This is a genomic window from Alteromonas sp. M12, assembly GCF_037478005.1.
GTDB classification, from domain to species: Bacteria; Pseudomonadota; Gammaproteobacteria; order Enterobacterales; family Alteromonadaceae; genus Aliiglaciecola; species Aliiglaciecola lipolytica_A.
The window spans coordinates 1,450,939-1,475,970 of record NZ_CP144164.1 but is presented as its reverse complement, the minus strand read 5'-3'; the positions used below and the strand labels follow the sequence as shown (position 1 = coordinate 1,475,970).

The following is a 25,032-nucleotide window of genomic DNA, read 5'->3' as shown; positions in this document are numbered from 1 at the left end:
TTATTTTACCAAAGTCGTTTTCATGATCAGGCCGTTTTCACGGCCTGTTTTAGTTGGGTAATAGTCTTTTCGAATTTCGATAAAACTAAAATCATTTTTTGAATAGAGTTGCACAGCCGTTTGATTGGACTCTCGCACTTCCAGCCATATCTCGTCACAGTTGCGTAGCTTACACTGTAGAATAAAATGCGAAAGTAACTGCTGACCTAAACCTTTTCCGCGGTAATCGCCACTCACCCCCAGATCCATCAATGTAGCTTCACCAGCCACATTAAGACCAATGTAATACCCTATTACTTGCTCATCAACTACCAGCTGATAAGCAAAATAAGGTTTTGTTAGACTGTCTAAAAAGACCGACTCAGACCAAGGATTAAGATGACAGGATTGTTGAACGCGAAAAGCCGCTAAATGATTAGCTTTGTCTATTTGTTGAATTTGACTATTCATAACAAATTAAAATACTTGATGTAAAATTCGCCACAGTTGTCTTTTATCTTGGCTAGAATTTATTTTGTCCGGAGTTGGCGCCGTCAATACCAAGCCATTAAGAGATAGTTTATCACCTACTTGCCAAGCTAACTTAAAATCAACGTAATCGTTAGGATCAGCATTTTCTTTGAATATACAATGAGTGATAGATAAATCTGCATACAACAGCAAATCTGCTAACAGTTGGTTATTCGCGGTCTCAGGCATACACAACAACAGACCGTTATTAGCAGATTTACGCTTTGATTCAATTTGTTGTCTTAGTCTTTGCAAGCCTGCTTGCTTTTGCTCTTGGCTAGGTAATTGAAGTGCCGAACTTGAAACATTGCTTTGAGTCGTTACTTCACTGTCTAACTGAGCCACATCTTGACTATTAGTTTTTAGTTGCCACGGTACAATTCCCATGTGAGTGAGCATGGCTGCTTGATATTTGCTGAGTGGTTTTGGGGTAGGCTCGTTCATTCTTCAAGACTAACAGAAAAATTGGCAGGGGTGGAGAGATTCGAACTCCCAACCGTCGGTTTTGGAGACCGCTGTTCTACCAATTGGAACTACACCCCTGCAGAAGAAGCAGCATTATACTCATGGAAAAAAAAAGGTAAAGTAGTTTGAAGTGCTAATTAGCAGAAATTCTTCACTTTACTCGAACTTAGCTATTCCCATCGTCTAATAAAACCGTTTTTGCCGCTTCTTTCCAAAGGTCATAAGTTAATTGCACAATAGGAAATTGTTTTTGAAACTGCTCGAATACATAATCTTCACTAAGATCACAAAATTTTGCATAACTGTGCTGTAAAATTGACATTTCGTGAAGCTCCATATTGTTAATCAATGCACATGAAGCTAGATCAAAATACCGATTTCCTAAAGAAGCGTACTCCCAATCAAACACTAAAGAAGACTCTCCTATTGCAACATGTTCCATGGCTAAGTCATTGTGACATAAGACCTGGTCGCATTTATGGGTCTCAATCCAATCCGGTTTACATTGGTCAATCCGATTCTGCCAATAATCGAGATCTGAAACGCTCGCCGCATTTAAATACAATATCCAGTCTTTGGGCAAATCGATTGAAGTCGCGACTGTCGGTAAGTGGTGGATATCACTCAATACTTTAGCTAATAACTGAATTTTCTCGGATTTTGGTTTGTTGATATTGAATAGTGAAACGTGCTCTACCCAAGACTCAACCTGAAAATCATGGGCTTTAGACAGGTAAATAGGTGTTGAGGTTATGCCAAGTTCACTCAGTTGTTGTTGCTGCATAAACAAGGCTTGCCGATCGGTTGGTGTAATATGATTTAATTCAAAGGTTTTTAAAAAGTAAACTGCAGATGATGTAGTGAGGCGATAACTTAAGTTTACCACCCCACCCTTTATAGGCTCCAAAGACAAGTGTTGTCCAAACAGTTGACTGGCTATTAACTCATCGATGATTCGGGCCTTTTTCATCTTTTTTCCTTTAATCTGACATTCTGAGCATACTCTTGCTATGCTGCCGACTCAAGTTAGATTTTTTGGTAGGCTTCCTCTGGCAAAGATTCGACTTTATAGGCTTTTTTCCATTTAATATATCCATAAATTGCTAGGCCAAAATACCAAATAAACATTACGCCAGTCAGTAACAATCCGTTGATGAAATATAGATATGCTGCGAATGTATTGATAACAATCCAAAATAGCCAATTTTCAAGCACCTTGTTAGCCATTAAATAGGTGGCATAGACACTGAAAACTGTCACAAAAGCATCTAGATACAAATCACTTCCTTGCCATGAAAGTGTTACAAGATGAGGCAATGCCAACCCCATAACAACTAACAAAGAGACCATCCATAAATGCACGACCAGCGGAACCACGGACACTTTAAGCACATCATTCTGAGTTGTTTTTTGCCATCTCAACCAACCATAAATTGCCATCACTAAATAATACATATTAAGCAGGCTATTGAAGGGCAAACTGACTTCCCAAAAAATATAAACGTAAAGAGTGGTACTAATCAGAGCAGCCGGCCAACACAATATATTTTGGCGCGCCGCTAACCAAGGGTAGAGCAGTGAAAAAGTCACTGCTACTACTTCTAGTACCGATTGTTGTCTAACCTGTTCGACTAGCACAACATACAGGTCTTCCATTACTTAGACTCACCCATAGCATCGCCATTTAAGAATTTACAAACAAATATCGCTTGACCAACTTGTTCATAGGTTTTTTGCATTTCGGTATTCAAGATGCCCATTAACTCAGTCATATCTCCGCGCACTATGGTGCTGGTATCACTCGTTGATGTCGTCAACTGCGAATAACTATTGAGTCGGTCAATAAAGTCTTGGATTGGTGCTAAGTATTTTTGGTTAAGTGGATATAACGAGATTTCAACTACTGATTTCATAATTAGTGTCCAATTTGATTAATAACGTAAGCTTGCGGTAAGTCCGAATTGACGACCATCGCCAAGTTGCAGGTAAGGTTGAGGCGTCGCATATCCGTCTCGCGGATCATTACTAAAACCACCGAACCCTCTAACGTAATGTTCGCGGTCCAGTATGTTTTTACCCCATAGAGAAAACGTCCAATCCTGCCAATCTAAACGTAATTGCGCATTTACTAAAACCGTGAAAGGTGATTCCACATCGTGCCCATCGGAAAAACGATAGTTGTCTTTGCCATCCGCTTCTAAGCGCACACTTACAGTTTGAGATAAATACCCGACAGCAGCTAAGTTAAATGAATTTTTTGGCGCTTGGGCTTGCCATTGTTTATCAATATAGGTGCCGTCGGCCTGGGTATAACTTCCAAAATAAGCGTCTAGATAACCATAATTAGCAGTCAGGTTTAACAACTCGGATACTTGCCAATCAAGTTCTACTTCTAAACCTTTGTTGGTTCCCACATCTGCGTTGCCGATGATATCAATAAAACTCGGAATACCTTCTTCGCTGATTTGCACGTCATAGTCACTAACTTGGGTGTCTTCTCTATCCATGTAGAAAAGTGCAACTCGCATAAAGAGTTGATCGTCAAAGGCTTGTCCTTTAATGCCAACTTCGTAGTTCCAGTTGTACTCAGGAGAAAATAAACGACTTGCTTCGCTTACCCGTTGGTCAGGGTTGAATCCACCTGCTTTATACCCTCGCGAAACACTCGTATACACAGATGCTTGATTTATTGAATATTTAAGAACAACTTTACCACCTAGCATGGTATCCGTTTGCTGCTCGATATAACCGTCATTGTTGATATAATCCATCTCAAAACGATCCGCTCTAAGACCAACGCTTAAATTTAGATTTGACGTAAGCTGGGTGTCGGTTTGACCATATATCCCCAAATTTTGAGGTTCATATTGACTGGTGAAGTCTTGCTCTGCATAGGTATAATTTCTGCGCGTATTTTCATCAATATCACGAGCAAAAAAACCAATTAGCCACTGCGTGCTATCATCAAAAATCAATCCGTTGTCATTTGAAACAACTCTCAAATCAACACTGGTTAAATCCCTCTCACGATAATAGTAATCAGTCGAGCTGTATTCCCAAGGGTGAAAGCCCACATAAGTCCAGTCTTCATCATAGCCGTACACTGAATCTGATGTAGTGTGGTTCAATGAACCAATAAGTGTAGATTTTGCAAATTCAATCTTCGCTTTTATGCCAAAAGCATGGGTTTCTTGCGTATCAACACCAGGCTCATCTGAGCGAGTAACCCCATCATTATCAAGTGAAAACGCATCATAGCCATTATCAATATCAAAATACTGATAATTAAAATCTATGGTTGTGTTATCGGTTGCTAGAAACTTGAGCTTCAAACGCGCAGTCAACTCATCTAAGTTATCGGTATCATCTCTATCTAAAAATTGATTGTAGATAAAACCGTCACTTTTAAACTGGTTGATGGCAACACGATAGAAAAGTTTGTCAGTAATTTGATTACCGTAAGCTGCACCAATATTCCAAGTATTTTGCTGAGCAACAGTGGCAAGAAATTTTGTTTGTTGCTGCTCATTTGCCTCGGCGGTTTTGATTTTAATTGTTCCAGCCATACCCGCAGCGCCAAACTCAGTAGCCTGCGGTCCACGCAAAATTTCTACTTGTTCAACATCGAACAGGGTGCCGATGCCGGCAAATCCAGAAAAATCAAAATCATCTACTAACAATCCTACTGAGGGATTATTAGGTTCAGAATATTGACTACGTTCACCAATTCCACGTATTTGTATAAAACGTCCTCGGGAAGCGCCACTGCTAAAGTTAATATTGGCACCTACCCCTAAAATATCCTCAAGATGAAAGCCATTGCGTTGTTCAATCACCTCTTCAGATATCACACTGACACTGGCAGTGACGTTCTGAATATCGTTTTCTCTGAAGTCTGAGGTAACAGTAATCACTTCTAAATTTTCACTTGCTAACGCGTATGCAGGAATTGCACTTAATAAGGTTGTGTAAAGTAAAGGAAATTTTAATTTCATTTGGATCTCTTCTAATTAATGAAAAGATCCGGTATTTCGGCAGTAAATGGAGAGCTTTAAGAAGTTCTTGATGACCATTCCTACGCCGGTATTATCCGGATCAGGTATAAGGGTTTCCAATAAATTAGATCTCAGCAAAGAGCACCCCTTGGTGTAACAAGTTAGTGTTTAACTTGAACGGCGAGATGATAGCAAGGGCGTAATGGAATCGCCATGAATATATTGCTGTTTTTTGAAATTGGTATGGATTGCGCATGCAAAATTAATACTGTCGAAAGCTTCGGACTCCCCAATTAAAAACGCAAGTTAACTTATTGAATATTTTGAATTTGTAAAACTACGCTGCCAATAAGGCAAATTATAGAACTGATGAATGACGGTTAATTCATACATTCAACTTGAATTTCTCACTTAGTGGTTCAATATAGTTAATCGACACTTTTCAGCTTCTTTACATAATTTCGGATTTGAAAATGCAAAATTTTATCTACTACAATCCCACTAAAGTTGTTTTTGGAAAAGACAGTATTAGTAAATTATCCACTTTACTACCCAGTGCCAAAATCATGTTGATATACGGCGGTGGAAGTATCAAAAACAACGGTATCTATCAACAAGTTATTGAACAACTTGAGGGGCACGATTGGTGTGAATTTTCCGGGGTGGAGCCTAACCCCGAATTTGAAACATTGATGAAAGCCGTATCAATGGTGAAATCAGAAGACGTAGAATTTATTCTCGCAGTTGGAGGTGGCTCAGTCATCGACGGAGCTAAATTTGTCGCCGCAGCCACAGATTTCGAAGGCGATCCTTGGGACATTTTAGCTAAGGGTGCAAAAGTTAAAAGTGCTAAAAGTCTTGGCTGCATATTAACACTCCCAGCGACAGGTACTGAAACCAATACCAGCTCAGTGGTAACTCGTCGAGAATATAATCTTAAATTACCCTTCATGTCGGAACATGTTAGACCTCAATTCGCGGTACTAGACCCAGAAGTCACCTACTCTTTACCGGAACGCCAACTGGCAAATGGTGTGGTAGATGCATTTGTACATGTTATTGAGCAATATCTAACCTACCCCGTAAATGCGAGTGTTCAAGACCGATTTGCGGAATCGATCTTAAGCAACTTAATTGATATCGGGCCGCAAGTGCTCACGTCTAAAGATTATGAATTGCGTGCGAATCTAATGTGGAATGCGACACAAGCGTTAAGTGGACTGATTGGTGCTGGAGTACCTCAAGATTGGTCTACCCATATGATAGGGCATGAGTTAACAGCCCTTTATAATTTAGATCATGCCGTTACCCTTGCAATTATTTTACCCCGTGTAATGCAACATCAGCGTGAACACAAACGGGAAAAACTGCTTCAATATGCAGAGCGAGTTTGGGGATTAAGCCGCTATGATGAAGAAGGGGCAATCAATTTAGTTATTGAAAAAACTGAACAATTTTTCCGAGATATGGGAATCAAGACCACCCTATCTGAATATGACATTGATAGTGATGTAGCCGATAAGGTTGCTTCGAGACTCGAAAAAGCGGGCAAAACTAAAATAGGTGAAAGGCAAAACATTACGCCTGAAGATGTTAGAAAAATAGTTGCCGCAAGTTTATAGAATTAAAAATGCCGCTAACTTCAAAAACGTCAGCGGCATTTTTATCTCAAACAAATTGAGTTTGGATAACGTTACAAGAAGCTAATCACTTAAATTCAATGATCTTAATTCTTGCTGGGTTTGTTGTTCCAAATCTTTAATCGTTTTGCCATGAGGCACAGGCTCTCTGGTAGTTGGATCTAAACTGACAAATACAATATCATCCGCCACGCATATGGTTTTTTTGGTCACCTTATTGCGAACCATGCAGGTTATAGTTATCGAAGTACGCCCAACTTTTTTAGTCGCCAGACCAAATTCTACTACATCTCCTTTTAACGCTGGAGATTCAAATGTAATTTCACCAATATGCTTTGTTACCAACACATTCGTTTCTAACTGACAAATAGCATAGATAGCAGCTTCTTCATCAATCCATTCCAATGCTCGACCACCAAATAACGCGTCAGCATAATTTAAATCTCCTGGCATCACTAACCTTCGAGATAGAAAGCGCATTCGTATTCCTTAAATTTATTCAATACACTAGGGAGTTGAACTATATCAAGAATTCAACTAAAAAAGCATATGACATTAGAAGTATTAACTTGGCTTGAGAAACGCAGACGCAATATCGGTCACCGACAGTTGTTGGTTATATCCGGATCGCAGGAGTGGGTTAAAGAATCGATAACAAATATACTTACTGCACATGCTCCAACATCGAGTATTTGTGTCGGTGATATTGATTCTGTAAAAAATATTGAATCAAAGCAATATAGGAGCGTTTTAGGTCAAGAATTCGAATGGGTGGTATATGATGGCTTTGCTGATATTAGAGGCAATGCCCTACTCGCTTTGAGCGGCTGTGTGAGTAAAGGCGGCTTGATGATATTACTTTGCCCAGAACTAGATGCTTGGTCACAAAATGGCAATACGCAAAGTACAGTTCAAGGATTAGTGCCTAATACAAGCCGTCCTCACTCGCCATTTATAGAATGGTTAGTGGAGCATATTAAAACCTTCCCTGGCGTTTCAATCTGGCAACAACAACAATTGCAACTAACTCAAGCAGAAACAACCGAATTGAGAAAAAGCCATTTTCAAGATGAAGTATGTATGACTGCTGATCAGTTTCAGTTGGTGGAATATATCAAGTTTGCATATTCTAAAGATAACAATCAGATAGTCGTTCTTGCAGACAGAGGCAGAGGAAAATCATCTGCTTTAGGAATTGCAGCTGGACAATTAATCATGCCAACGAATACCACATTTTTAGTGACGTCAGCCCATCGTTCCATGACTCAAAAAATATTTGAACAAGCTTCGAAAATTTTAAAAACAAATGACCCTAGCCGAGATATTAAACAAATTTTAGCGAATCACTTGGCGTATGTTCCTTTCGATAAAATTATTCAAACCCAACCAAAAGCCGATTGGTTATTCGTCGATGAAGCCGCCTCATTGCCCTCAGAAGTGTTAGAAAAATTAGTTCAGCTTTATCCAAACGTAGTTCTCAGTACAACAATTCATGGTTATGAAGGCAGCGGCAGAGGCTTTGAGTTACGCTTTAAACCTTTTTTAAGAACCCATTTTGCACACTTTCGTGAATTCATGTTGCACACACCTATTCGCTGGTTCGAAAATGATCCTCTTGAAGCCTTTTGGCATAAGGTAATGGCGCTAAAAACCACAACCCAGAGTTCGGTATCCAAGCGGTTGACTGAATACCAGAGTATTTCCAACTCTTCCAATGAATTGGTTTACGAGGTTTATAATGGAGCACAATTAATCAAGCAGCCATCGCTGTTACAAGGGGTATTTGAATTGTTAGTTGATGCCCATTATCAAACTTCACCAGACGATTTGGTTAGAATGTTGGATGGAGATCAACACATTCACGTGTTTAGTAATCAATATGCAGAGCCAATAGGAGTCGCCCTCACCGCCTTAGAGGGAGGGGAAGATCTAACTCCAATTGCAATAGACATTGCCCAAGGCAGTAGACGCATCCCTGGCCACTTAATTCCGCAACGGTTAGCATTTGATAATAATAATCCAGAGTACTTGTTAAAGCGCTATATACGCGTGATTAGAATAGCAGTCAAACAAGAATATAGGCATAAAAAAGTGGGCTCGCAGCTGTTAGCCCATATACAAAGATCTGCAGAAGAACATAAGGTAGATTTTTTAGGTAGTTCGTTTGGATTAACAAAAGAGCTCGCGCTATTTTGGTACAACAATGATTTTCAGTTGGTAAAACTTGGTATTAAACAAGACGCTTCAAGTGGAGAATTCAGTGCAATTATGCTCAAACCATTGTCTTGTAATGCTAACCAGATTAGCAAATTTTTAAACCTAATTTGCACTCAGCAAATACACTATCAAAAAGATTACCGCCTAAAAACGCTTTCCCCTGCTTTAGTTGAACTAATATTCAACAACCTTAAATTAAAAAAATCTGCACAGCCATATGACAGTCATAAAATGAAAATGTATTGGCATAATTTAATGACCCAATTTATTGCAGGTAATCGCCCTCTGTTTGCAGTTGAGTTTGCTGTATTCAATTGGATAAAAAGTCGTTCTATAAATTTGCAGACTCTAGATGAAGAGGCCATCCATGGGTGGAAATTTATTAATGATGTGATAGTCGCTAAAAACAGCTATCCTCAGCTATGTACTAACTACAAGTTAGCAGGTAAAAAACAAATTGAAAGTTACTTTCGAGAACAATTAAAAAAACTCATTAAAAATTAAGCTCTACTTCCATTAAATATCGCTAAGATAAACACGGTTCTTTCAGCATCATCCGCTAACTTGCTTTCAACAATCCGAATTAAACAACAATAAATTAGAGTAAACGACAGGCCGATGAAGTGACCAAAAAAAAAACAGAGATGAAAAAAATTAGATAGGATTGAGGACATTTAAAAACCATCAGCTATCAACAATAAACCTAAGAAACCTACAAAAATCTTTTAATTAGGCTTAAATTTATGAATAGTGAGAGAGCAATAAAAAAGGCTTCTATTAAGAAGCCTTTTAAAGGTAACAATATTGCTATCGAGATCTTAAAGTTAAACTTTAATACCGCGATTTTTCGCTTTTTCTTTAATATACGGTTCCCAAGCTCTAGCAGTACGTTCAACGTTTTTGTCTTTCTTCGCTTCACGAACATGAACCATAGCTTGACGGAAGTTACCGGTATAAATATTTGCTTCCATCATCGCAATATGAATTCGACCAGTTTGGTCTGCTCCATTATCAAGCGCTTTTTGTAAAGCATTTATTGAACCTTTGTAATCTTCTGCCGCAAGTAACAATATACCTTGCTTGCGATATAAATCAGCGTCGTTTTCTATCTTAGCTGCCTTTTCATAATAGCTAGCTGCCGTTTTATACTCTCTTGCTTGATGGTAAGAGTTAGCAAGACTCGATAAAGTCTGTTCACTCTCTTCTATCAAACCTGACTTCATATACTTTTCCAAAAGCACAGCTGCTTTATATGGAATTTCATTAGTCGCGTATAATTGTGACAATGCTTTTATTTCAGACTTTTTAGCCAAGTAACCCTGATTGTATGCAATTTCAAATGTAGAAAGGGCTTTTTTATAGTCCTCAACTAACATGTAGAAAAAGCCTAATTGTGACCACCACTGTTTGCTTTCAGGAAAAGTACGCACTAGCTCTTCAGCAACGGCGACAGTTTCCGGATACATTTTACGTTCGTAAAATGATTGCAACTTTAAAACATAAGGGTTTTTGTTAGGTTTTTCATACAAAGCAATCGCTTTATCAGCAGGTGGAACCATCTTAGGAAGATCTTTTAGCTCATAATAAGCTTGAGACATACGTGTATAGATGTCTGGATCTTCTTTACAAGTGAAGGTCATCCACTGCTCATAATACTTAACAGCTTTAGCATATTCCTTCTCTTGCATACTAAGGTCTGCAACAAGTCTCACAGTGTTAGCATGCTCAGAGTCGTTGAGTGCTTTTGGGTTAACTGATCCTTCAAGATACTCAAGAGCCTTAGCTCCTTTACCATCCTGACCTGCCAACATTTTGCCGATAAAATTATCAGTAAACGCTTTGTCGTATCCGTCTTTAGCATCAACTTCATAAAGAATAGCTAAAGCTCCATCGATATTATCGTTATTATACTCTTCAAGCGCTTTCTGAATCTTTTTACCAACGCGCTCACCAACGATATTGGTTGTGCCACGCTTGTAATCTGCACAAGCTACCGGTGCCGACTGAGCTGCTGCTGTGTTTGATAGCAATGTAGCGGCACCTAGAGTTGCTATCGCAGTAACATTTAATACAAACTTTTTCATTAGCCTTGATCCAATTTAAAGTCCAATTGCACTTTCATATTGAACTGTTTTTCAGGTTTCCCATCGACGATTTTTGGCTTGTATTTCCACTTACGCAATGCACGTTTAGCTTCACGGTCGAAGATACGTTTAGGATCTGCATCCAAAACATCAACATCGTCCACGCCGCCTACTTCGTTGATAGTGAAAGATAAAATAACCCATCCTTCTTTACCATCTCGAGCGGCTTGCACTGGGTACTTAGGCTCAATACGAACAATCGGAGTTGCTTCACCATCGCGTTGCATATTACCAACGCCACCGATATCAATTGATGCGCCACCAACATCTACAGCTGGCATGTTAAAGCTTACGCCATCAGCATTTGCGTCTTCCACATCAGGTTCAACCGGCTGAATTTTAGGCGGTTGCTGAGGAGGAGGAGGAGGTGGTGGTGGAACACGTTGACGAGTTTGTGTTGCTTCGTCTGGGTCCGACATTACAATATCAATAACAGGTGACTCAGGTACTTCACTTGCTGGTTGCGAAGAATTTGCAACCAACTTAGCCATTACCACAAAAAGGGCAAAAGCAACGACGGCACCAAGCAATATAGAGAAAATTACTCGCATGATTATGATGCTCCTCTAGCTGCTACTGAGATTTGGTCGATACCTGCGGCTTTGATTTGATCCATCACTTTCACCACAATACCATGTTCAGCTTTTTCATCTGCTTGAATAATCACAACATCTGAAGGCTGTTCGGCCAAAAGCTTTTCAAGGTTCGCTTGAATAGATTCAACCTTAACTTCGCGCTTATCCATCCAAATTACACCGTCTTCCGTGACAGCAATAAAGATATTAGCGTTTTTAGATAAAAACGCCTGGCTAGCGCCGGGTTTATTCACCTGTATCCCTGCTTCTTTAACGAAAACAGTGGTTACAATGAAGAAGATAAGCATGATAAACACGATATCGAGCATCGGTGTCATATCAATCGCTGCATCTTCCTCTGGTACACGTTCTTTACGAGCCATAAACTTCTCTCTTAATGGTGAGGAAGGCTGTCAATCAGCTTCTCTTTGGCGATTTTAACTTTTGATTCCAAACGAGAACTAAAGAAAACGCCAGACAAAGCTGCAACCATACCTGCCATAGTAGGAATTGTTGCCATTGAAATACCAGCTGCCATCAATCGAGCATTACCGGTTCCTTGCGTCGCCATAGTTTCAAATACGTTAATCATGCCCCAAACTGTTCCTAGCAAACCAATTAGAGGACACATTGCCACTAAGGTTTTAATCAGTAACATGTTACTGCCTAGTTTGTCTGAAGCCTGTGAAATCCAAGCATCACGGATTCTATGCGCATACCAGGAGGTGGTATCAGTTCTAGCATCCCAATCTTTGATGATATTTTTTCTCATCTTAGGATACACAGAATTTAAAAACCAAAAGCGCTCTATCATTAACACCCACATGAGAAAGAGCGCTAAAGCGACGAGGTATAACACCCCGCCTCCTGTCGCGATAAACTCCCTGACAGAATCCCATAATCCAATCAGGTCAGCCATATTATGCTTTCTCCGACTCTGCGTGAGCAGCTACTATGCCCGCAGTTTGTTCGTCAAGGATATGCACGATTGATTTACTACGACCAGCAACGATGCTGTGCATAAGGATTAGCGGAAGAGCCGCGATAATACCTTGAGCTGTAGTTACCAATGCCATTGAAATACTTCCAGCCATCAATCTTGGGTCACCAGTACCGAACAACGTAATTTGTTGGAAGGTAGCGATCATACCAAGTACCGTACCTAGTAGACCTAGTAACGGAGCGATAGCAGCAAAAATCTTAATGATGTTAATACCACTTTCAATAGAAGGAAGTTCTTTAAGGATAGCTTCATCCAACTTCATTTCTAAGTTTTCAGTGTCAGCAGTTTTGTTTTCGTTGTAAACCTTTAATACACGTCCAAGTGGGTTGGATGATGAAGGAGAACCAGGATTATTTAACTGTGAACGCATTTTGCCACTGATAAGTGTAAGTGTGATGATTTTGTAGAAACCAATCAACAAACCAATCACCAACATTACAGTGATTGTATATCCAACTGGACCACCTGCATGGTAACGCTCTTCCCATGTTGCTTTCTGTTTCAATAGGCCAAGAATCGCACCGCTTGAAGGGTCAACAAAAGTAGGAATAATTCCTGAAGTAGAAGCGTATAGTTCGCGAGCTGTTTCAGCTTGGAACTCGTCTGGTTGACGACCTAAAGGTTGAACTTTTTCTTCTTGATCATCATATACCAAGTAACCTACTTCACCGACCAAGTTAAATGCACCAACGCGCACTACTTCTTGTTGTGAAGAACCACCTTCAAGGTTGATTACTTCAGTATTGAAACGAGCAATTTTACCTGACTCAGTCATTTCAGTTTGAAGAGCAATCCACATATCTTCTAATTCGCGGATATTTGGAAGACCTTCAGACTCTTCTGACATTCTTTTTAGGAATGCAGCACGACCAGGGAACTGAGCACTAACAATTGATGTAGCGATACGTCCATAAGACTCAGATGCAGCTTGGCGAACAACACCAAACATTTCACCAAGGTCACCAGTTGCCATGTCTAGTTCTGTGCTTTTTTCTGTTAACGTCACTTCGTTATCAGAAAATTGCTTAGCGAGACGATCACCACGAGCTTCTTCGGCTTTCAATGCTGCTTGAGCACTTCTTAATAGAGCTTGTTTGTCTGCACGAGCTGATTGGAACTCAGCTTCACGTTTTTTATCAAGTCTGGCTTCAGAAACACGATTCTGCTTCACTTCATCTAGTAATTGATCAAGTGTTGACTGAGCGTGCGCACCAGATGCTAAAAGTGTTACTGCTGTTGCAGCGAATACGGATTTAAATGTTAATTTCATTTCTTATTACTCCGCAGCTGGAATGGGTAGTTTAACTAGATTAACTGGCAATTGTTTTCTTGCCATACGAACTGCTGCGATACTAGATTCTAAGTACTCGCTGCCTAGCTCGACCCAAGTGCGTTCTGCAGTGTCCCACATCCATGCATTCTTTTGGTCTAGAGATAAAGCGATTAATGCGGTGCGACCTAGGTTAAAGAAATCAACCGTAATGTCAGTACCGTTATAAGTCATGTTGCCTTGGTAAGCTGAAATCTTCGAACCGTAATCCAATTCAATTTGGTAAGCTTCGATAACTTGGCGGAAACGCTCTGAAACAGTAACGTTAGAGTTACCCATAACATCACGTAAACGTTCTACACGCGCTCTGCGCTCTGCCATTTTAATTGGAACATCAGCTTCAATGAATTTTTCAAGACTGTCGATCATTCTGAAAAGTAAAGGAACGATACCGCGCTTAGTTTCATCAATTTGGTCGATTTGTCTTTGCAAAGAATCGATACCGCGTTGTTGGTCAGCAACTAGAGTTGCAACATAATCATTGTAAACTTTCAGATTTTCTGTTTCGTCTACAACTGCACGATAATCTACTAAAAGTTCTTGTGATTGTTGAAAGAGATTATCAATTTTCTCTTGAGATTTTGCTGCAGCAACATGGATTTTAGCTTCTTCTTTATGAAGATCATTCAATGTATCTGCAGAGACTGCACTACTACCAAGTACAAATGCACCCATAACGGTAGAGGCAATAAGGGTTCTCTTGCTCATTTTGGACATAGTTCCCAACCAATTTTCTTGTTATGAATCCCAGTCTAGGTGAAAAGTTCACTGACAAGGGGCTATATAATTATTTTTAGGATTATAGTGTTATTCCTAAACAGATTTAACACTATTGCACTCGAATGGTCACACGGAAGTTATCGAGTTGTCAAGATATCGTATGCCACACTTTAGCATTTAGTGACTAACGGTAGTTTTTATAATCAAAGAAGCATAAAAAAAACCGCATTACCACAGTATATAGGACTTCGAGCAGCATTTTCATATTACACTTTCTATAAAAAATTCAACTATTTTGTGAATAAAAATAATGTAATTACGACAATTTATTCAAAAATAGCGATAAAGAGCTGGTAAGACCATTTATACGAAAGTCTATAAACTTAGTTTAGGTCAGTTTTTCATCTAACGCATAATTCATTTTGCTGAATTATTGGGCAATAAATCAAACGCCACAGACATTCTTTCTTGCGTATCATGAAAAGGTTCTGTGCCATGCCAAAAATAGGATGGGAATAAAACTAACTGGCCCACTTCAGGTTTTACCCATTTCTGAGCTTCAAGTGCATTCGCTAATTTAATACCAGGTTTGCCAAAATGCAACCAGCCTTGTTTACTAGAATCATTGACAACCGGAGGGATATGTACATAAAAAGCACTACTGAGCCAGCCTTTTGGATGCACATGAGAAACATGAAAGCCTTTATCGGTTAACTTAACCGACCAATTTGCCGAAAACTCAATACTTTTGCCAGCATGTTTATAAAATGGATGATTGGGATCTAAAACCAGATTAACCAATAAAGCATCTATCGTTCGTTTCAAAGCCGCCCGGAGTTCTTGAATAACCGGGACTTGATGTCCAAACAGATTGCCCATGGTTTGTGTTCCATGCCGCAGAGATTGATCCAGAGGATTCCGCTGGCTTACATGAATTTCATCTAACGCAACACGTAAGCGCTGACTAAATTGTTCAATACTCTCATTATGATCCGCAAGCATTAAAGGGTGTTTGAATACCATATTTTGATAATCACAAAGACGCTCATATTCAGGACTTTTTAACTGTCTTAATGCCGTGGTTTTAAGCGCCCAAAGCAATTGGTCATCAGGCGCTGATAGGAGCATCTTATCCAGCAATTTGTTTGCCTGCTGATTTTCATCTAAAGCCAGATAGGCCTTAACCAATATTTCATTTTCAGTCATCGACAACGCTGTTTTCGATGACTGTTTAGCGTTTAAATAGCTAACAATAGATTCGTGTTTGTTTTCTTTTTCCCATAATATTAATTGCAGACTATTAGCTACATGCTTTTTATCTGAATTAAGTTGTAGCTTATCAACAAGCTGATTAGCTAGCGCAAGTTCATCGACTTTCACTAAACCAACTATATAATCGACAATTAATCCGTCCGGCATTGTTTCGATTGGCTGTCGGCTATAGTGAGATAGATGATTATCATCATTCATTTCATATTTTAAGGAACTAAATACTTGGTTCAGTTTACGATTATCTGGCGATTTTTCGATACCTTGTTGAAGAATATTCAATGCTTTTTCCGGCAAGTTTAAATCTAAGTATGCCAGTGCCAAGTCTTCATAAGATTCAGGATTTTCAGGGGCGATAGTAAGCCTTTTATAGAATAACTCCGCTGCTTGTTGATAGTGTCCTTGGTGTTTCTTCAACCAAGCTAACTCAGATACAACCAGTAAATTATTAGGCTCTGTTTGTAAAAGAGAATGTAATAGTTTTTCGGCAGTAGCGTGTTCATTGCGCTGTTGTAAAATACGACTTAGCCCGAGCTTTGCGTCAACACAATCCCTTTGCATATCCTCACATTTTAAAAATGCCTGCTCTGCTAATTCCAGCTCATGCAAATAGAAATAAGTCTGTCCTAACTTTAGCCAAACTTGGGGACTTTTATTATCCAATGACAAACACTGTTTGAAGTGATTCAGGGCTTGCTTAAATTGGTTAGCGCGAAAAGCGATTTTGCCTAGCGCATAGTACAAATCCACTTGTTTCGGGTTGCCCAGCAAAGACTCGGAAAAATACCGCTTAGCGTCAGTGTCTCTGCCTAAACGCTCATATGCAGACCCCATGGCTCTGAATAATCGAAAGTCTTTAATGCCCAGATCTTTTAAAATCAAGAAATGAGTTAGAGCTTGTTCAAATTGGCCTTTATGCATTAACTGCATGGCCATGTTCAAACGTTGTTGCGCGCCTAAATTTGGATTTTGCATAAGAATCAGGTAATAAAATCAGGTTACAAGTGGCTATCAACCGAGTTGCGAATCAAGGTAAGATACCATTTAATGAAATCCAACCCAAGATTAAATCCAGAGTCTATTTTGTCGCAAAGAACCCTACAACTATTACATGACGCACAGCAATTATTAGCCAACGGCAAACTTACTTCGAGCCGGTTAGCAGTGAATAAGATTTTGCGTAAAGAGCCAAAACAAACAGATGCATTGATAATCAGATATCAAATTGAGGCTGCAGAAGGCCAATTTGACACTGCTTTGGATCTGCTAATAGGGTTAGTGGATGAACGTGATTTAAGTGAACGCCAATTAATGACTTTGGCTGGGCACTTAAATAAGTTGGAGTTGTATTTTTTACTGAATAAAGTCCTGGATAAACTCATTGCGTTGCATCCACAAGATATGAAAATCAAATACAATCAGAGTTTATGCTTAAGTAAAATAGGACAGATACAAGCTGCTATTGAGCTTGCTTTAGTTTGCGAGCAAAACAATTTTGCAGATCCACTATTACTGCTAAATCTTGGGCATAATTACAAAGCCTTTGGTGACACCCCAAAAGCAGCTGAATATTATCGAAAGTTTATTAACCAAGATCCAGCTAACAGTGGCTATGGTTATTGGGGTTTAGCGGACCTTAAAAATTATGTTTTCAGGTCACAAGAAATTGAGGATATGCAGGACAAGCTGGCAAAAATCGCACAAGGACAGCCAGAAAATAAGCCAGAATTAATCGAGTTTGCGTTAAGTCATGCTATGGCCCAACAGAAGTCGTACTCACAAGCTTTACAGTTTATGACAGCCGCCAACGCTAAACTGTCGCAACTACGTCCTTTTAAACAACATGGCTACCTCCAGTTAATAAACGAATTGAGTCACTATACTCCGGTATCACAAAATATAGAGCCGTTAACTAGAGAGTCTGTGACTCCCATTTTTATAGTCGGTATGCCTCGCTCTGGTACGACTTTAACGGAACAAATTTTGGCTAGCCATTCTCAAGTAGCGGCAACCGATGAACTCCCCTACATTGAAAGAATCGCCATGCAACTGAGTCGCAAACAAGGCTATTCACAAAGCCTGTTGAACATGACGGATGAGCAACGTTTACGCTATTCTGGATTTTACCTAAAGCAAGCTAAAGCTTATTTAACTGAAGAACATCCGTACATTATTGATAAAAATCCCACTAACTATTTACACATTGCCTTAATTTTAGCTTTGTTTCCAAATGCAAAAATCATCAATTTAATTCGAGATCCTTTCGATAATGCGATGAGCGTCTACCGTCAGCATTTTAGCCATGGAAATGACTTCAGTTTCAATTTAGCAGCAATTGAAAGTTATGTATCTGGGTACGTCAAGATAATGGGACATTGGTCTAAGCAATTCCCCGAAAAAATATATCATTTAGATTACGCTAAGTTGGTATCCGAGCCGCAAAAGAATATTACTGAACTGCTCGAATTCTGTGGTTTGCCAGTAGAGAATGCATGTTTTGAATTTTTCAAATCGGATAAGCCAGTGTTAACGCCAAGCGCTAGCCAAGTTCGCCAACCAATTCATAAAAACGCCCTTGGAAGTGCTGATGTTTATGCTCAATATTTACCGCAATTTAAACAACAAATGGACTCGTTGAAAGCACTCATTCAATCAACGTTGAGAAAGAATACTGCCAAAGTAATCAAGCACTTGAGCACAGATAATCACATTAAAGGCTAAGTAAGTTTACCGTGGCAGTGTTTGAATTTGCGCCCAGAGCCGCAATGACAGATATCATTCCTACCTAACTTTGATTTTTCAGGAAGGTCATTTTTTTTATTTTCATTGTGAGCAGAAGCCTCTGCAGGTCTGCCCTGTTGTGACGTATTTTGGCCAACATTTATGTTGGGATTGTCATCGGCTGGGCTGCCTAGATAACTGTCTTTTACTTCCACATTTAACGCCGGATCAATCATACAATGCAAAAACATGCGCGTCGCCTGAGTGCCGTTACTAAGCTCTAAGCTGCTTTCAAGATGCATAACACCTTCATAGGCCTGCTGACGTAATTTGTGATATGAAGGCCAGCCTTGTTCTGTCAAACCATACAGGCCCCACAGTTCTCGCCATTGATAGCAAAATGCTTGGACTTTATGAATCATCTCATCTCGTTGCTGACGGGGATTAGTTTCCACACAGCGCAAATCTGAAATAAGATCATTAGCCAAGCCTTCCATTTCACCGGGAGAAAGGACTAATGGCGTGTTAAAACGTTCGCTTCTAAAATTCCCGTCACTGTGCGGATTAAATGCCACATGCTTAATCTGCTCTTGGGTAAAAGCATCATTCAGCCAGGGTACATGACCATTTTCAACCATATTCCAAAAATTACTCGAACCACAGATATCAATAACAAGATGTACCCTAAATAAGTCACTTTGATTATCAACTCTGTGGTACTTCCACGAATCAAAAATCCACGCTTCGCCGGCTTTCATATGCACTTGTTTATCACCGCAATAAAAGACCACATTAGGATCAGTCACAATGGGAATGTGAATACGGACGCGTTTATACCAATGGTAGTTAATATCTGAATGTAAAGGCACTTCGCAACCACTTTCCAACCCCATCAGACGCGAGCGACCTATCACTTCTCCAAAACTGGCGATAACCTGCTTTAAATAAGGAGTCTCAGCCAATACAGACGTAGCGGCCATAGGTCCCTTAAACAGATTATTAAACTGACCGTTCAACGACACTAGAGGGATAGAGAGGTTACCTTTAAACCCTTCGTGATGAGGCGCCCACAAACTGCGATCAAGCTGATTGATTTCCGTTTGTAAACGCTTTTCGTCAAAGTGCAAAGGAAGCTGAATGAATTCGTGTTTAAGTTTCAAAGCTGTCTTTCCATTAGTGTTATCTTACTGCTTAGCTAGCTGACGGTTTATTTTACAATAATACCGTGACATTGCTTATATCTTTTCCCTGAACCACAAGGGCACAAAGCATTGCGAGATACTTTGGGGAATTCTGGACTGTTTTGTATTGCTGCGCTCGGTCTTTGGACTACAACAGCATCAAAATTCGTATCAATTAGATCAAGTTGACTTAATCCCCTGCATTTCAGCAAGCTGTTAATTTTAGTCAATGTATTCTGTAGATGTGGTAATTGCTGTTGGACTTCAATTTGATTGCGCTTCCACTTATTTTTGTTAGGCGGCGATAATGTGTAACGAGATAAAGGTAAGCGTTGCAAACTTTGGGAAAACGGTGATAAATGAGAAAATTCGGTCAATCTAGCAATTACTTCCATTGGCTGTGTAACTAAATCTTGATAGGACACGACTTCAAACTGATTTGTTGGTAGCTGCAATAAATTGTTGAGGATGGCATCATTAGCGGCTTGCCACTGAAACCGCGCTACTTCGGCTTTACTGGCTGCTTTATAATCTTGCCAACCATCGGGCAACAAAAATGACCATCTAGAATCCGTAGCTGTAATCTCGGGATAGGTCACAAATCGACCGGAGCGCCAGCCATCCATGATGCTACTAATATTTTCACGCGGATCTCTTACTAGATAAATGAATTTAGCATCAGGGAATACCGAAAGTAAAAACGGAATACGCAGCGCATTTTTTGGGGTTTTTTCAAGTAAGCGAATTTGCTGCTCAGAACCTGCGTTAGTCTGTCCATTTGCTTTTCTTGCTGCTTGGTAAAACCTTGTTTGTAGGGTTTGAATCGTATCATCATCCGCATCATCACTATCTAGTCTATTCGATACATATCCTCTAGCAACCGTACTCAGCGCTGGTATATGTTCGATAATTTGATGACTCTCTCCTCCAACAGTCCAAAGATCGGGATGCTTAGCCAAAGTTTCAAATAATAAAGTGCTGCCAGCTCGAGGCGCCGACAAAATAATAATGGGTTCAATAAGTTTATTAGTTTGCTTTAGTGCCACTTATATATCGCCCTATCATTTTACCATTCTCAAAAATGTGTTCGTCATTCAGTAAATCCAGACCATATTCTTTTAGCAGTGTAGTTAATTGAAGATGTTTTGTTTCGTTCATTGCAGCTTCAACAAGATCGGAAAGCCTGACAATTTGACCGTCTAATTCATTTAAAAATATCTTCAAATCACTTTTACGTTGTTTCAACTCAAAATTGGGATTCATCACATGCTTTAGGAAAACGGGAAAGTTTGTACCGTGCAAGCCAGAAGCATGTTTTGCTGCAATACTCGCAATATCAGAATTTAATTTTTGTCTTAGCTGATCGGTAATTGCAGATTGTTGTCCATACTTCGCAAGTCCATTAAAGAGTTTTCTAAGACTATCAATAACCTCACTATTTAAAAGCGCTTTGCCGGCATTAAGAATGTGTATATTTGGCTTAACGATAGTCGAATCACATTCATGTACAACAAAGTGAAATTGCCCTGCGGGTTTGATTACCCTTGATACCTCAGACAAACTTTTCGGTAAACTAGAATATTCAATCCCGAATTGAGATACCACACAATCGTAACTCTGGTCTTGCAAGGGCATATCTTCAGCTGAAGCTTCTTCAATGAAGTCTACCTTGTCTAAGTTCTGAAAAATCTCAGGTAGAGATAATTTAGCGCTGTCCAAACCAGTAAAATATAAATTAGGATTAATTTGGATACCTAGAGCAATAATAGAACCATTACCCGTACCTATATCCAAAACCTTGTTGTTGTGTGCTACTGCTTTGAACACCTCTTCCCAAAGGGATTTTAGTGCACCTGTATAATTGTCAGAAAAATCATTGCCAAAAGACGTCATATGGCCTTGTTGCCAATATTGGCTCCAATAACTACTCAAAGGTTACCTCACTATAAATTTTCAATAAAAAAGGCCGATAAAAATCGGCCTTTTCAATTTTAACACTTGGTTTCTAGCGTATTAGAAACTATCGAATTAGAAGCTAATTGTATAGTTTATACGGTAGTCACGACCAAAGTTGTTATACAAGTCTTGGTCATCCCAAGTACCTGCAGAAGACAACACTGGATCTTCGTCAGTCAAGTTGTTAACAGTTAGGGTAATCGCACCATACTCACCAGCGTTATACGTGTAAGTTACGTTGTGGATTAACCAGCTATCAAGCTTACCTGAAGTTAACCATACACTGTTGTCAGTAGTAACATCGTCATCTGGGTCAGATAAAACTTCTGCTTCAGTAGTACTGTCAGTGTAAGTAGCATTCCAAGCTAGAGAATGATCGCCAATAGACCAAGAAACTGTAGCTACAGATTTGAACTCTGGTTGTCCAGACCAACCCGCAGTATCAACAGTAACGCCACCCAACTCTTCTTCATAGGTCAAGATAAAGCTGTTAACGTTGTTGAAGCGGAAATCACCGAATTCAGTTTCAAACATACCAGTGAAAGTTAAATCAACACCTTCAATTTCAAAACCAGTTCCGTTGAAATAACCAGTACCAGCTTCTAGCAAACGACCGCCATCTGCGCCGTCAACACGAACTAAGTAGAATGTGTCGCTATCAACGTCGTCGCCAGGTGATTTAGCTGTAATCAAACCAGCCGCTTCATCAAGTAAAAGACTATCAACAGTTTTAGTTTGGATAACGTTATCGATAGATAGCTTGAAGTAATCTACTTTAACAGCAAATTCATCAGTTACATCCCAAACTACACCAAGGTTCACATAATCAGATTCTTCAGCACCTAGCGAAGAGTTTGATTTGTAGTAAGTATCGAATTGACCTTCGTTACAGTTAACAGCTTCTATGCCGTTAGCTTCACATTGACGGTAATCGGTTGCAGCTTCAGCACTAAATGTTGTAGCAGCATTCAATTCATCCAAGCCAGGAGCACGGAAAGATTCAGAATAAGATGCACGAAGTACAACGCCATCTGCTACTTCCCAACGAGCTTTAACAGAAGGAGAAACGTTATCACCAAAATCTGAGTAATCATCGTAACGAACAGCGAAGTTAACTTCCACTTCGTCAGTTACTGGTAAAATTGACTCATAGAACAAAGAAGTGATATCACGCTCACCTTGAGCACTGTTACCAGCAGAACCACCGATTAGACCAGCTTCAGACTGACCGTCGTAAATATCTGCATAAGTTTGTTCCATATATTCAGCACCAAAATAGTGAGCTACAGCGCCACCATTTAGTTCGAACATATCAAAGCCGATACCAGCATACCATTGGTTAAACGTTGACTTAGAGTTTTGCAAAGTAGTTGCTTTCATGTTTGCAACACCTTCTTCAGAACCTAGGTCGATATCGTTAGCTTCATTGTAAGCTAGACCGCCGTAGCTTAAGTAGTACTCACCAACAGATTTGTTGTCAGCAACGTTATTGTGGAAGTAAACTTCCCAAGATGCGTCATTCCAATCAAGGTTACCACGAAGACCAGTAGTATAATCTTGGTTGTAGTCATCAACGTTACCGTCACGAGTACCGATATCAACCCAACGGAAATAACCGAATACTTCTTCGCCGTAAGGGTTATGAGGGCTATCAGCAGGTACGCCATTCCAAGGAGCAGCTGGAGGAGCATAACGTCCGAAAGAACTGTTTTGTACAAACATTGCTTGACCGAACCATTCAATGTCTTCAGCAACTTCATAGTTAGCGTTTACGTATACTGTATTACGGTCAACAGATGCTGTGTTGAAAGAAACGTTAGCATAACCATAGAAACAACCAGTTGAACCTGGGCTATATGCTTGGTCAGCGTTTGCTTTGATAAACGCATCGCCATATTCGGAGATTAGGTCATCACAGATAAGAGACGCTTGCATTTGGCTGCCATCTGGTGAAACTAAGTTAGCACCGTAGAAAGAATAACCGCTTGTCTCTTCATACTGAATTACACCGTCGCCGTTTAGGTCAGATGCTTTTGCTTTAGTATAATCACGAGCACCGTCAGAGATACCTTTACGCTCTTGGTGATCGAAAGCAAATGTGATGTTACCTTTATCGTTAGACACACCGCCTACGATTGAGAATTCTTTAGAAGTTGTGCCTTCGTCGTTATCACGGTGACCTAAACCACCAGAGAAAGTCAAACCTTCATAGTCATCTTTCAAGATAACGTTTACAACACCAGCCATTGCGTCAGAACCGTATACCGCTGAAGCACCTTCAGTCATGATATCGATACGCTCAACAGCAGCAAAAGGAATTGCGTTAAGGTTAGCAGAAGCACCACCTAACGTAGGTGAACCTGGGAAACGACGGCCGTTTAATAGAACTAGAGTACGTCGAGAACCAGCACCACGAAGGTTAATTGTTGCTTGTGATTGCGCAGAGCTACCAGAACGCTCTGAGAAAGAACCGAACGAGTTCAAAGAACTGCTACGAAGTGCGTCAGCAACTGAGAAGTCACCTTCCATTTTAATATCAGCAGCGCTGATAGAAATAACAGGTGATGCACCTTCAAGGTCGGTACGTTGGATACGAGAACCGGTTACAGAGATTTTCTCTACGCCAGCTGAATCTTGAGCAACAGCTGTTGCAGGAGCCAATACTGCTGTTGAAGCAGCACCGACAGCTAGAGCCATGCGAATTGACTTCGCTAACTTTGAATTTGTATACATGTATGTCTCCCTGGACCACTATTAAATAGTGTTAGTTTTGTCGCTTATGCGACTTTTTATTAGTAAGGTAGTGAACCTCGCACTGAATAATAAACACATCGTAGTGCTGTGGTCAACTCGTTGTATTAGCCTATTACATAAAAGTTCAATATATTTCATAAGGGAATAAGTAACTAAAAGTTTACGCTTTCAATAGTGGTTAATTTGAAAATATTTACTTGATTTAATAACAACCAAGTATTTCAAATAGAATTCTATTCAATTTATTAAGTACCTACCTATATAACCAAGCCACCACCCCAATAGTAAAAGCCGACAACTGAACAACGTAAACCCTTGATATTATATAAAATAATTTTACTTCCAGATTTTGCAAGCGGGGCTTTTTTAAGTGTTTTTTAATTTGAAATAGGTCAATTTCAATACTCAGATATTATTAATCGCCCCTTATTTGTATAAGATTAAACGGGTGTTAAAAGCGTGTTAACAGCAGGTTTGCTCATCAAAATTTATTTTTTACTGATTTGGACAGGCTGATTATTGATATTGATTATTATTTGTTCACACCACTGT

21 protein-coding genes, 1 tRNA gene and 1 riboswitch are annotated in these 25,032 nt (G+C 39.7%); of the genes, 3 read left to right on the top strand and 19 right to left on the bottom strand.

Annotated elements, in window-relative coordinates; all coding sequences use genetic code 11:
* From rimI to VUI23_RS06280, 7 genes are all read right to left on the bottom strand, one after another.
* A complete protein-coding gene (gene rimI / locus VUI23_RS06310; protein ID WP_342807356.1) occupies positions 1–450 on the bottom strand; it encodes a ribosomal protein S18-alanine N-acetyltransferase in 450 nt (149 codons plus the stop codon).
* A gap of 6 nt (positions 451–456) precedes the next feature.
* Positions 457–954, bottom strand: coding sequence for a hypothetical protein (locus VUI23_RS06305; protein WP_342807354.1), 498 nt, complete (start codon positions 952–954; stop codon positions 457–459).
* Positions 955–976: 22 nt separating this feature from the next.
* Positions 977–1,053, bottom strand: a tRNA-Trp gene (locus VUI23_RS06300).
* Between the two features lie 88 nt (positions 1,054–1,141).
* Positions 1,142–1,945, bottom strand: coding sequence for a phosphotransferase (locus VUI23_RS06295; protein ID WP_303499430.1), 804 nt, complete (start codon positions 1,943–1,945; stop codon positions 1,142–1,144).
* Between the two features lie 56 nt (positions 1,946–2,001).
* Positions 2,002–2,631 carry a nicotinamide riboside transporter PnuC gene (gene pnuC / locus VUI23_RS06290; RefSeq protein WP_303499431.1) on the bottom strand — a complete coding sequence of 210 codons (630 nt, stop codon included), beginning with the start codon at positions 2,629–2,631 and terminating at the stop codon, positions 2,002–2,004.
* Positions 2,631–2,888 carry a YkoF family thiamine/hydroxymethylpyrimidine-binding protein gene (locus VUI23_RS06285; RefSeq protein WP_216050129.1) on the bottom strand — a complete coding sequence of 86 codons (258 nt, stop codon included), beginning with the start codon at positions 2,886–2,888 and terminating at the stop codon, positions 2,631–2,633. Before VUI23_RS06285 ends, pnuC begins: the two co-directional genes overlap by 1 nt.
* Before the next feature lie 18 nt (positions 2,889–2,906).
* Complete coding sequence (locus VUI23_RS06280; RefSeq protein WP_342807352.1) at positions 2,907–4,970, bottom strand: TonB-dependent receptor; 2,064 nt, start codon at positions 4,968–4,970, stop codon at positions 2,907–2,909.
* A gap of 60 nt (positions 4,971–5,030) precedes the next feature.
* Positions 5,031–5,129, bottom strand: a riboswitch (TPP riboswitch).
* A gap of 314 nt (positions 5,130–5,443) precedes the next feature.
* On the opposite strand from VUI23_RS06280, the gene VUI23_RS06275 reads away from it, so the two are divergent.
* Positions 5,444–6,592, top strand: a complete 1,149-nt coding sequence (locus tag VUI23_RS06275) for an iron-containing alcohol dehydrogenase (RefSeq protein WP_342807350.1) — start codon at positions 5,444–5,446, stop codon at positions 6,590–6,592.
* 81 nt (positions 6,593–6,673) lie between these two features.
* On the opposite strand, the gene VUI23_RS06270 is transcribed toward VUI23_RS06275, so the two are convergent.
* Positions 6,674–7,090, bottom strand: coding sequence for a hotdog domain-containing protein (locus VUI23_RS06270; protein ID WP_216050126.1), 417 nt, complete (start codon positions 7,088–7,090; stop codon positions 6,674–6,676).
* 69 nt (positions 7,091–7,159) lie between these two features.
* Here VUI23_RS06270 and VUI23_RS06265 point away from each other — a divergent pair, with 69 nt between their 5' ends.
* The gene (locus VUI23_RS06265) at positions 7,160–9,331 is read left to right on the top strand and encodes a GNAT family N-acetyltransferase (protein ID WP_342807348.1); all 2,172 of its coding nucleotides are present in this window, start codon (positions 7,160–7,162) and stop codon (positions 9,329–9,331) included.
* Between the two features lie 320 nt (positions 9,332–9,651).
* On the opposite strand, the gene VUI23_RS06260 is transcribed toward VUI23_RS06265, so the two are convergent.
* The 7 genes from VUI23_RS06260 to VUI23_RS06230 all read right to left on the bottom strand — a co-directional run bounded on the left by VUI23_RS06260 (position 9,652) and on the right by VUI23_RS06230 (position 16,843).
* Complete coding sequence (locus VUI23_RS06260; RefSeq protein ID WP_342807346.1) at positions 9,652–10,911, bottom strand: hypothetical protein; 1,260 nt, start codon at positions 10,909–10,911, stop codon at positions 9,652–9,654.
* Complete coding sequence (locus VUI23_RS06255; RefSeq protein WP_216050427.1) at positions 10,911–11,525, bottom strand: energy transducer TonB; 615 nt, start codon at positions 11,523–11,525, stop codon at positions 10,911–10,913. Before VUI23_RS06255 ends, VUI23_RS06260 begins: the two co-directional genes overlap by 1 nt.
* The gene (locus tag VUI23_RS06250) at positions 11,525–11,929 is read right to left on the bottom strand and encodes a biopolymer transporter ExbD (protein WP_216050123.1); all 405 of its coding nucleotides are present in this window, start codon (positions 11,927–11,929) and stop codon (positions 11,525–11,527) included. The genes VUI23_RS06255 and VUI23_RS06250 overlap by 1 nt, the downstream gene beginning before the upstream one ends.
* A gap of 11 nt (positions 11,930–11,940) precedes the next feature.
* Complete coding sequence (locus VUI23_RS06245; RefSeq protein ID WP_216050122.1) at positions 11,941–12,465, bottom strand: MotA/TolQ/ExbB proton channel family protein; 525 nt, start codon at positions 12,463–12,465, stop codon at positions 11,941–11,943.
* 1 nt (position 12,466) lies between these two features.
* The gene (locus VUI23_RS06240) at positions 12,467–13,819 is read right to left on the bottom strand and encodes a MotA/TolQ/ExbB proton channel family protein (protein ID WP_216050121.1); all 1,353 of its coding nucleotides are present in this window, start codon (positions 13,817–13,819) and stop codon (positions 12,467–12,469) included.
* A gap of 6 nt (positions 13,820–13,825) precedes the next feature.
* Positions 13,826–14,587, bottom strand: coding sequence for a DUF3450 domain-containing protein (locus tag VUI23_RS06235; RefSeq protein WP_216050120.1), 762 nt, complete (start codon positions 14,585–14,587; stop codon positions 13,826–13,828).
* A gap of 429 nt (positions 14,588–15,016) precedes the next feature.
* On the bottom strand, positions 15,017–16,843 hold the full coding sequence (locus tag VUI23_RS06230) for a tetratricopeptide repeat protein (protein WP_342807344.1): 1,827 nt from the start codon (positions 16,841–16,843) through the stop codon (positions 15,017–15,019).
* Between the two features lie 72 nt (positions 16,844–16,915).
* Between VUI23_RS06230 and VUI23_RS06225 the strand changes: the two genes are divergently transcribed.
* Positions 16,916–18,589 carry a sulfotransferase gene (locus VUI23_RS06225; RefSeq protein WP_342807342.1) on the top strand — a complete coding sequence of 558 codons (1,674 nt, stop codon included), beginning with the start codon at positions 16,916–16,918 and terminating at the stop codon, positions 18,587–18,589.
* Here VUI23_RS06225 and VUI23_RS06220 read toward each other — a convergent pair.
* The 4 genes from VUI23_RS06220 to VUI23_RS06205 form a co-directional block, all read right to left on the bottom strand.
* Entirely contained in the window at positions 18,586–19,749 is a 1,164-nt protein-coding gene (locus tag VUI23_RS06220; protein WP_342807340.1) for an aspartyl/asparaginyl beta-hydroxylase domain-containing protein, read from the bottom strand. The genes VUI23_RS06225 and VUI23_RS06220 overlap by 4 nt on opposite strands.
* A gap of 47 nt (positions 19,750–19,796) precedes the next feature.
* Complete coding sequence (locus tag VUI23_RS06215; RefSeq protein WP_342807338.1) at positions 19,797–20,816, bottom strand: sulfotransferase; 1,020 nt, start codon at positions 20,814–20,816, stop codon at positions 19,797–19,799.
* Positions 20,797–21,702 carry a class I SAM-dependent methyltransferase gene (locus VUI23_RS06210; RefSeq protein ID WP_216050116.1) on the bottom strand — a complete coding sequence of 302 codons (906 nt, stop codon included), beginning with the start codon at positions 21,700–21,702 and terminating at the stop codon, positions 20,797–20,799. The genes VUI23_RS06215 and VUI23_RS06210 overlap by 20 nt, the downstream gene beginning before the upstream one ends.
* Before the next feature lie 96 nt (positions 21,703–21,798).
* Positions 21,799–24,459: a TonB-dependent receptor gene (locus tag VUI23_RS06205; RefSeq protein ID WP_342807336.1), complete on the bottom strand. Its 2,661-nt coding sequence runs from the start codon at positions 24,457–24,459 to the stop codon at positions 21,799–21,801.
* Positions 24,460–25,032 lie beyond the last annotated feature (573 nt).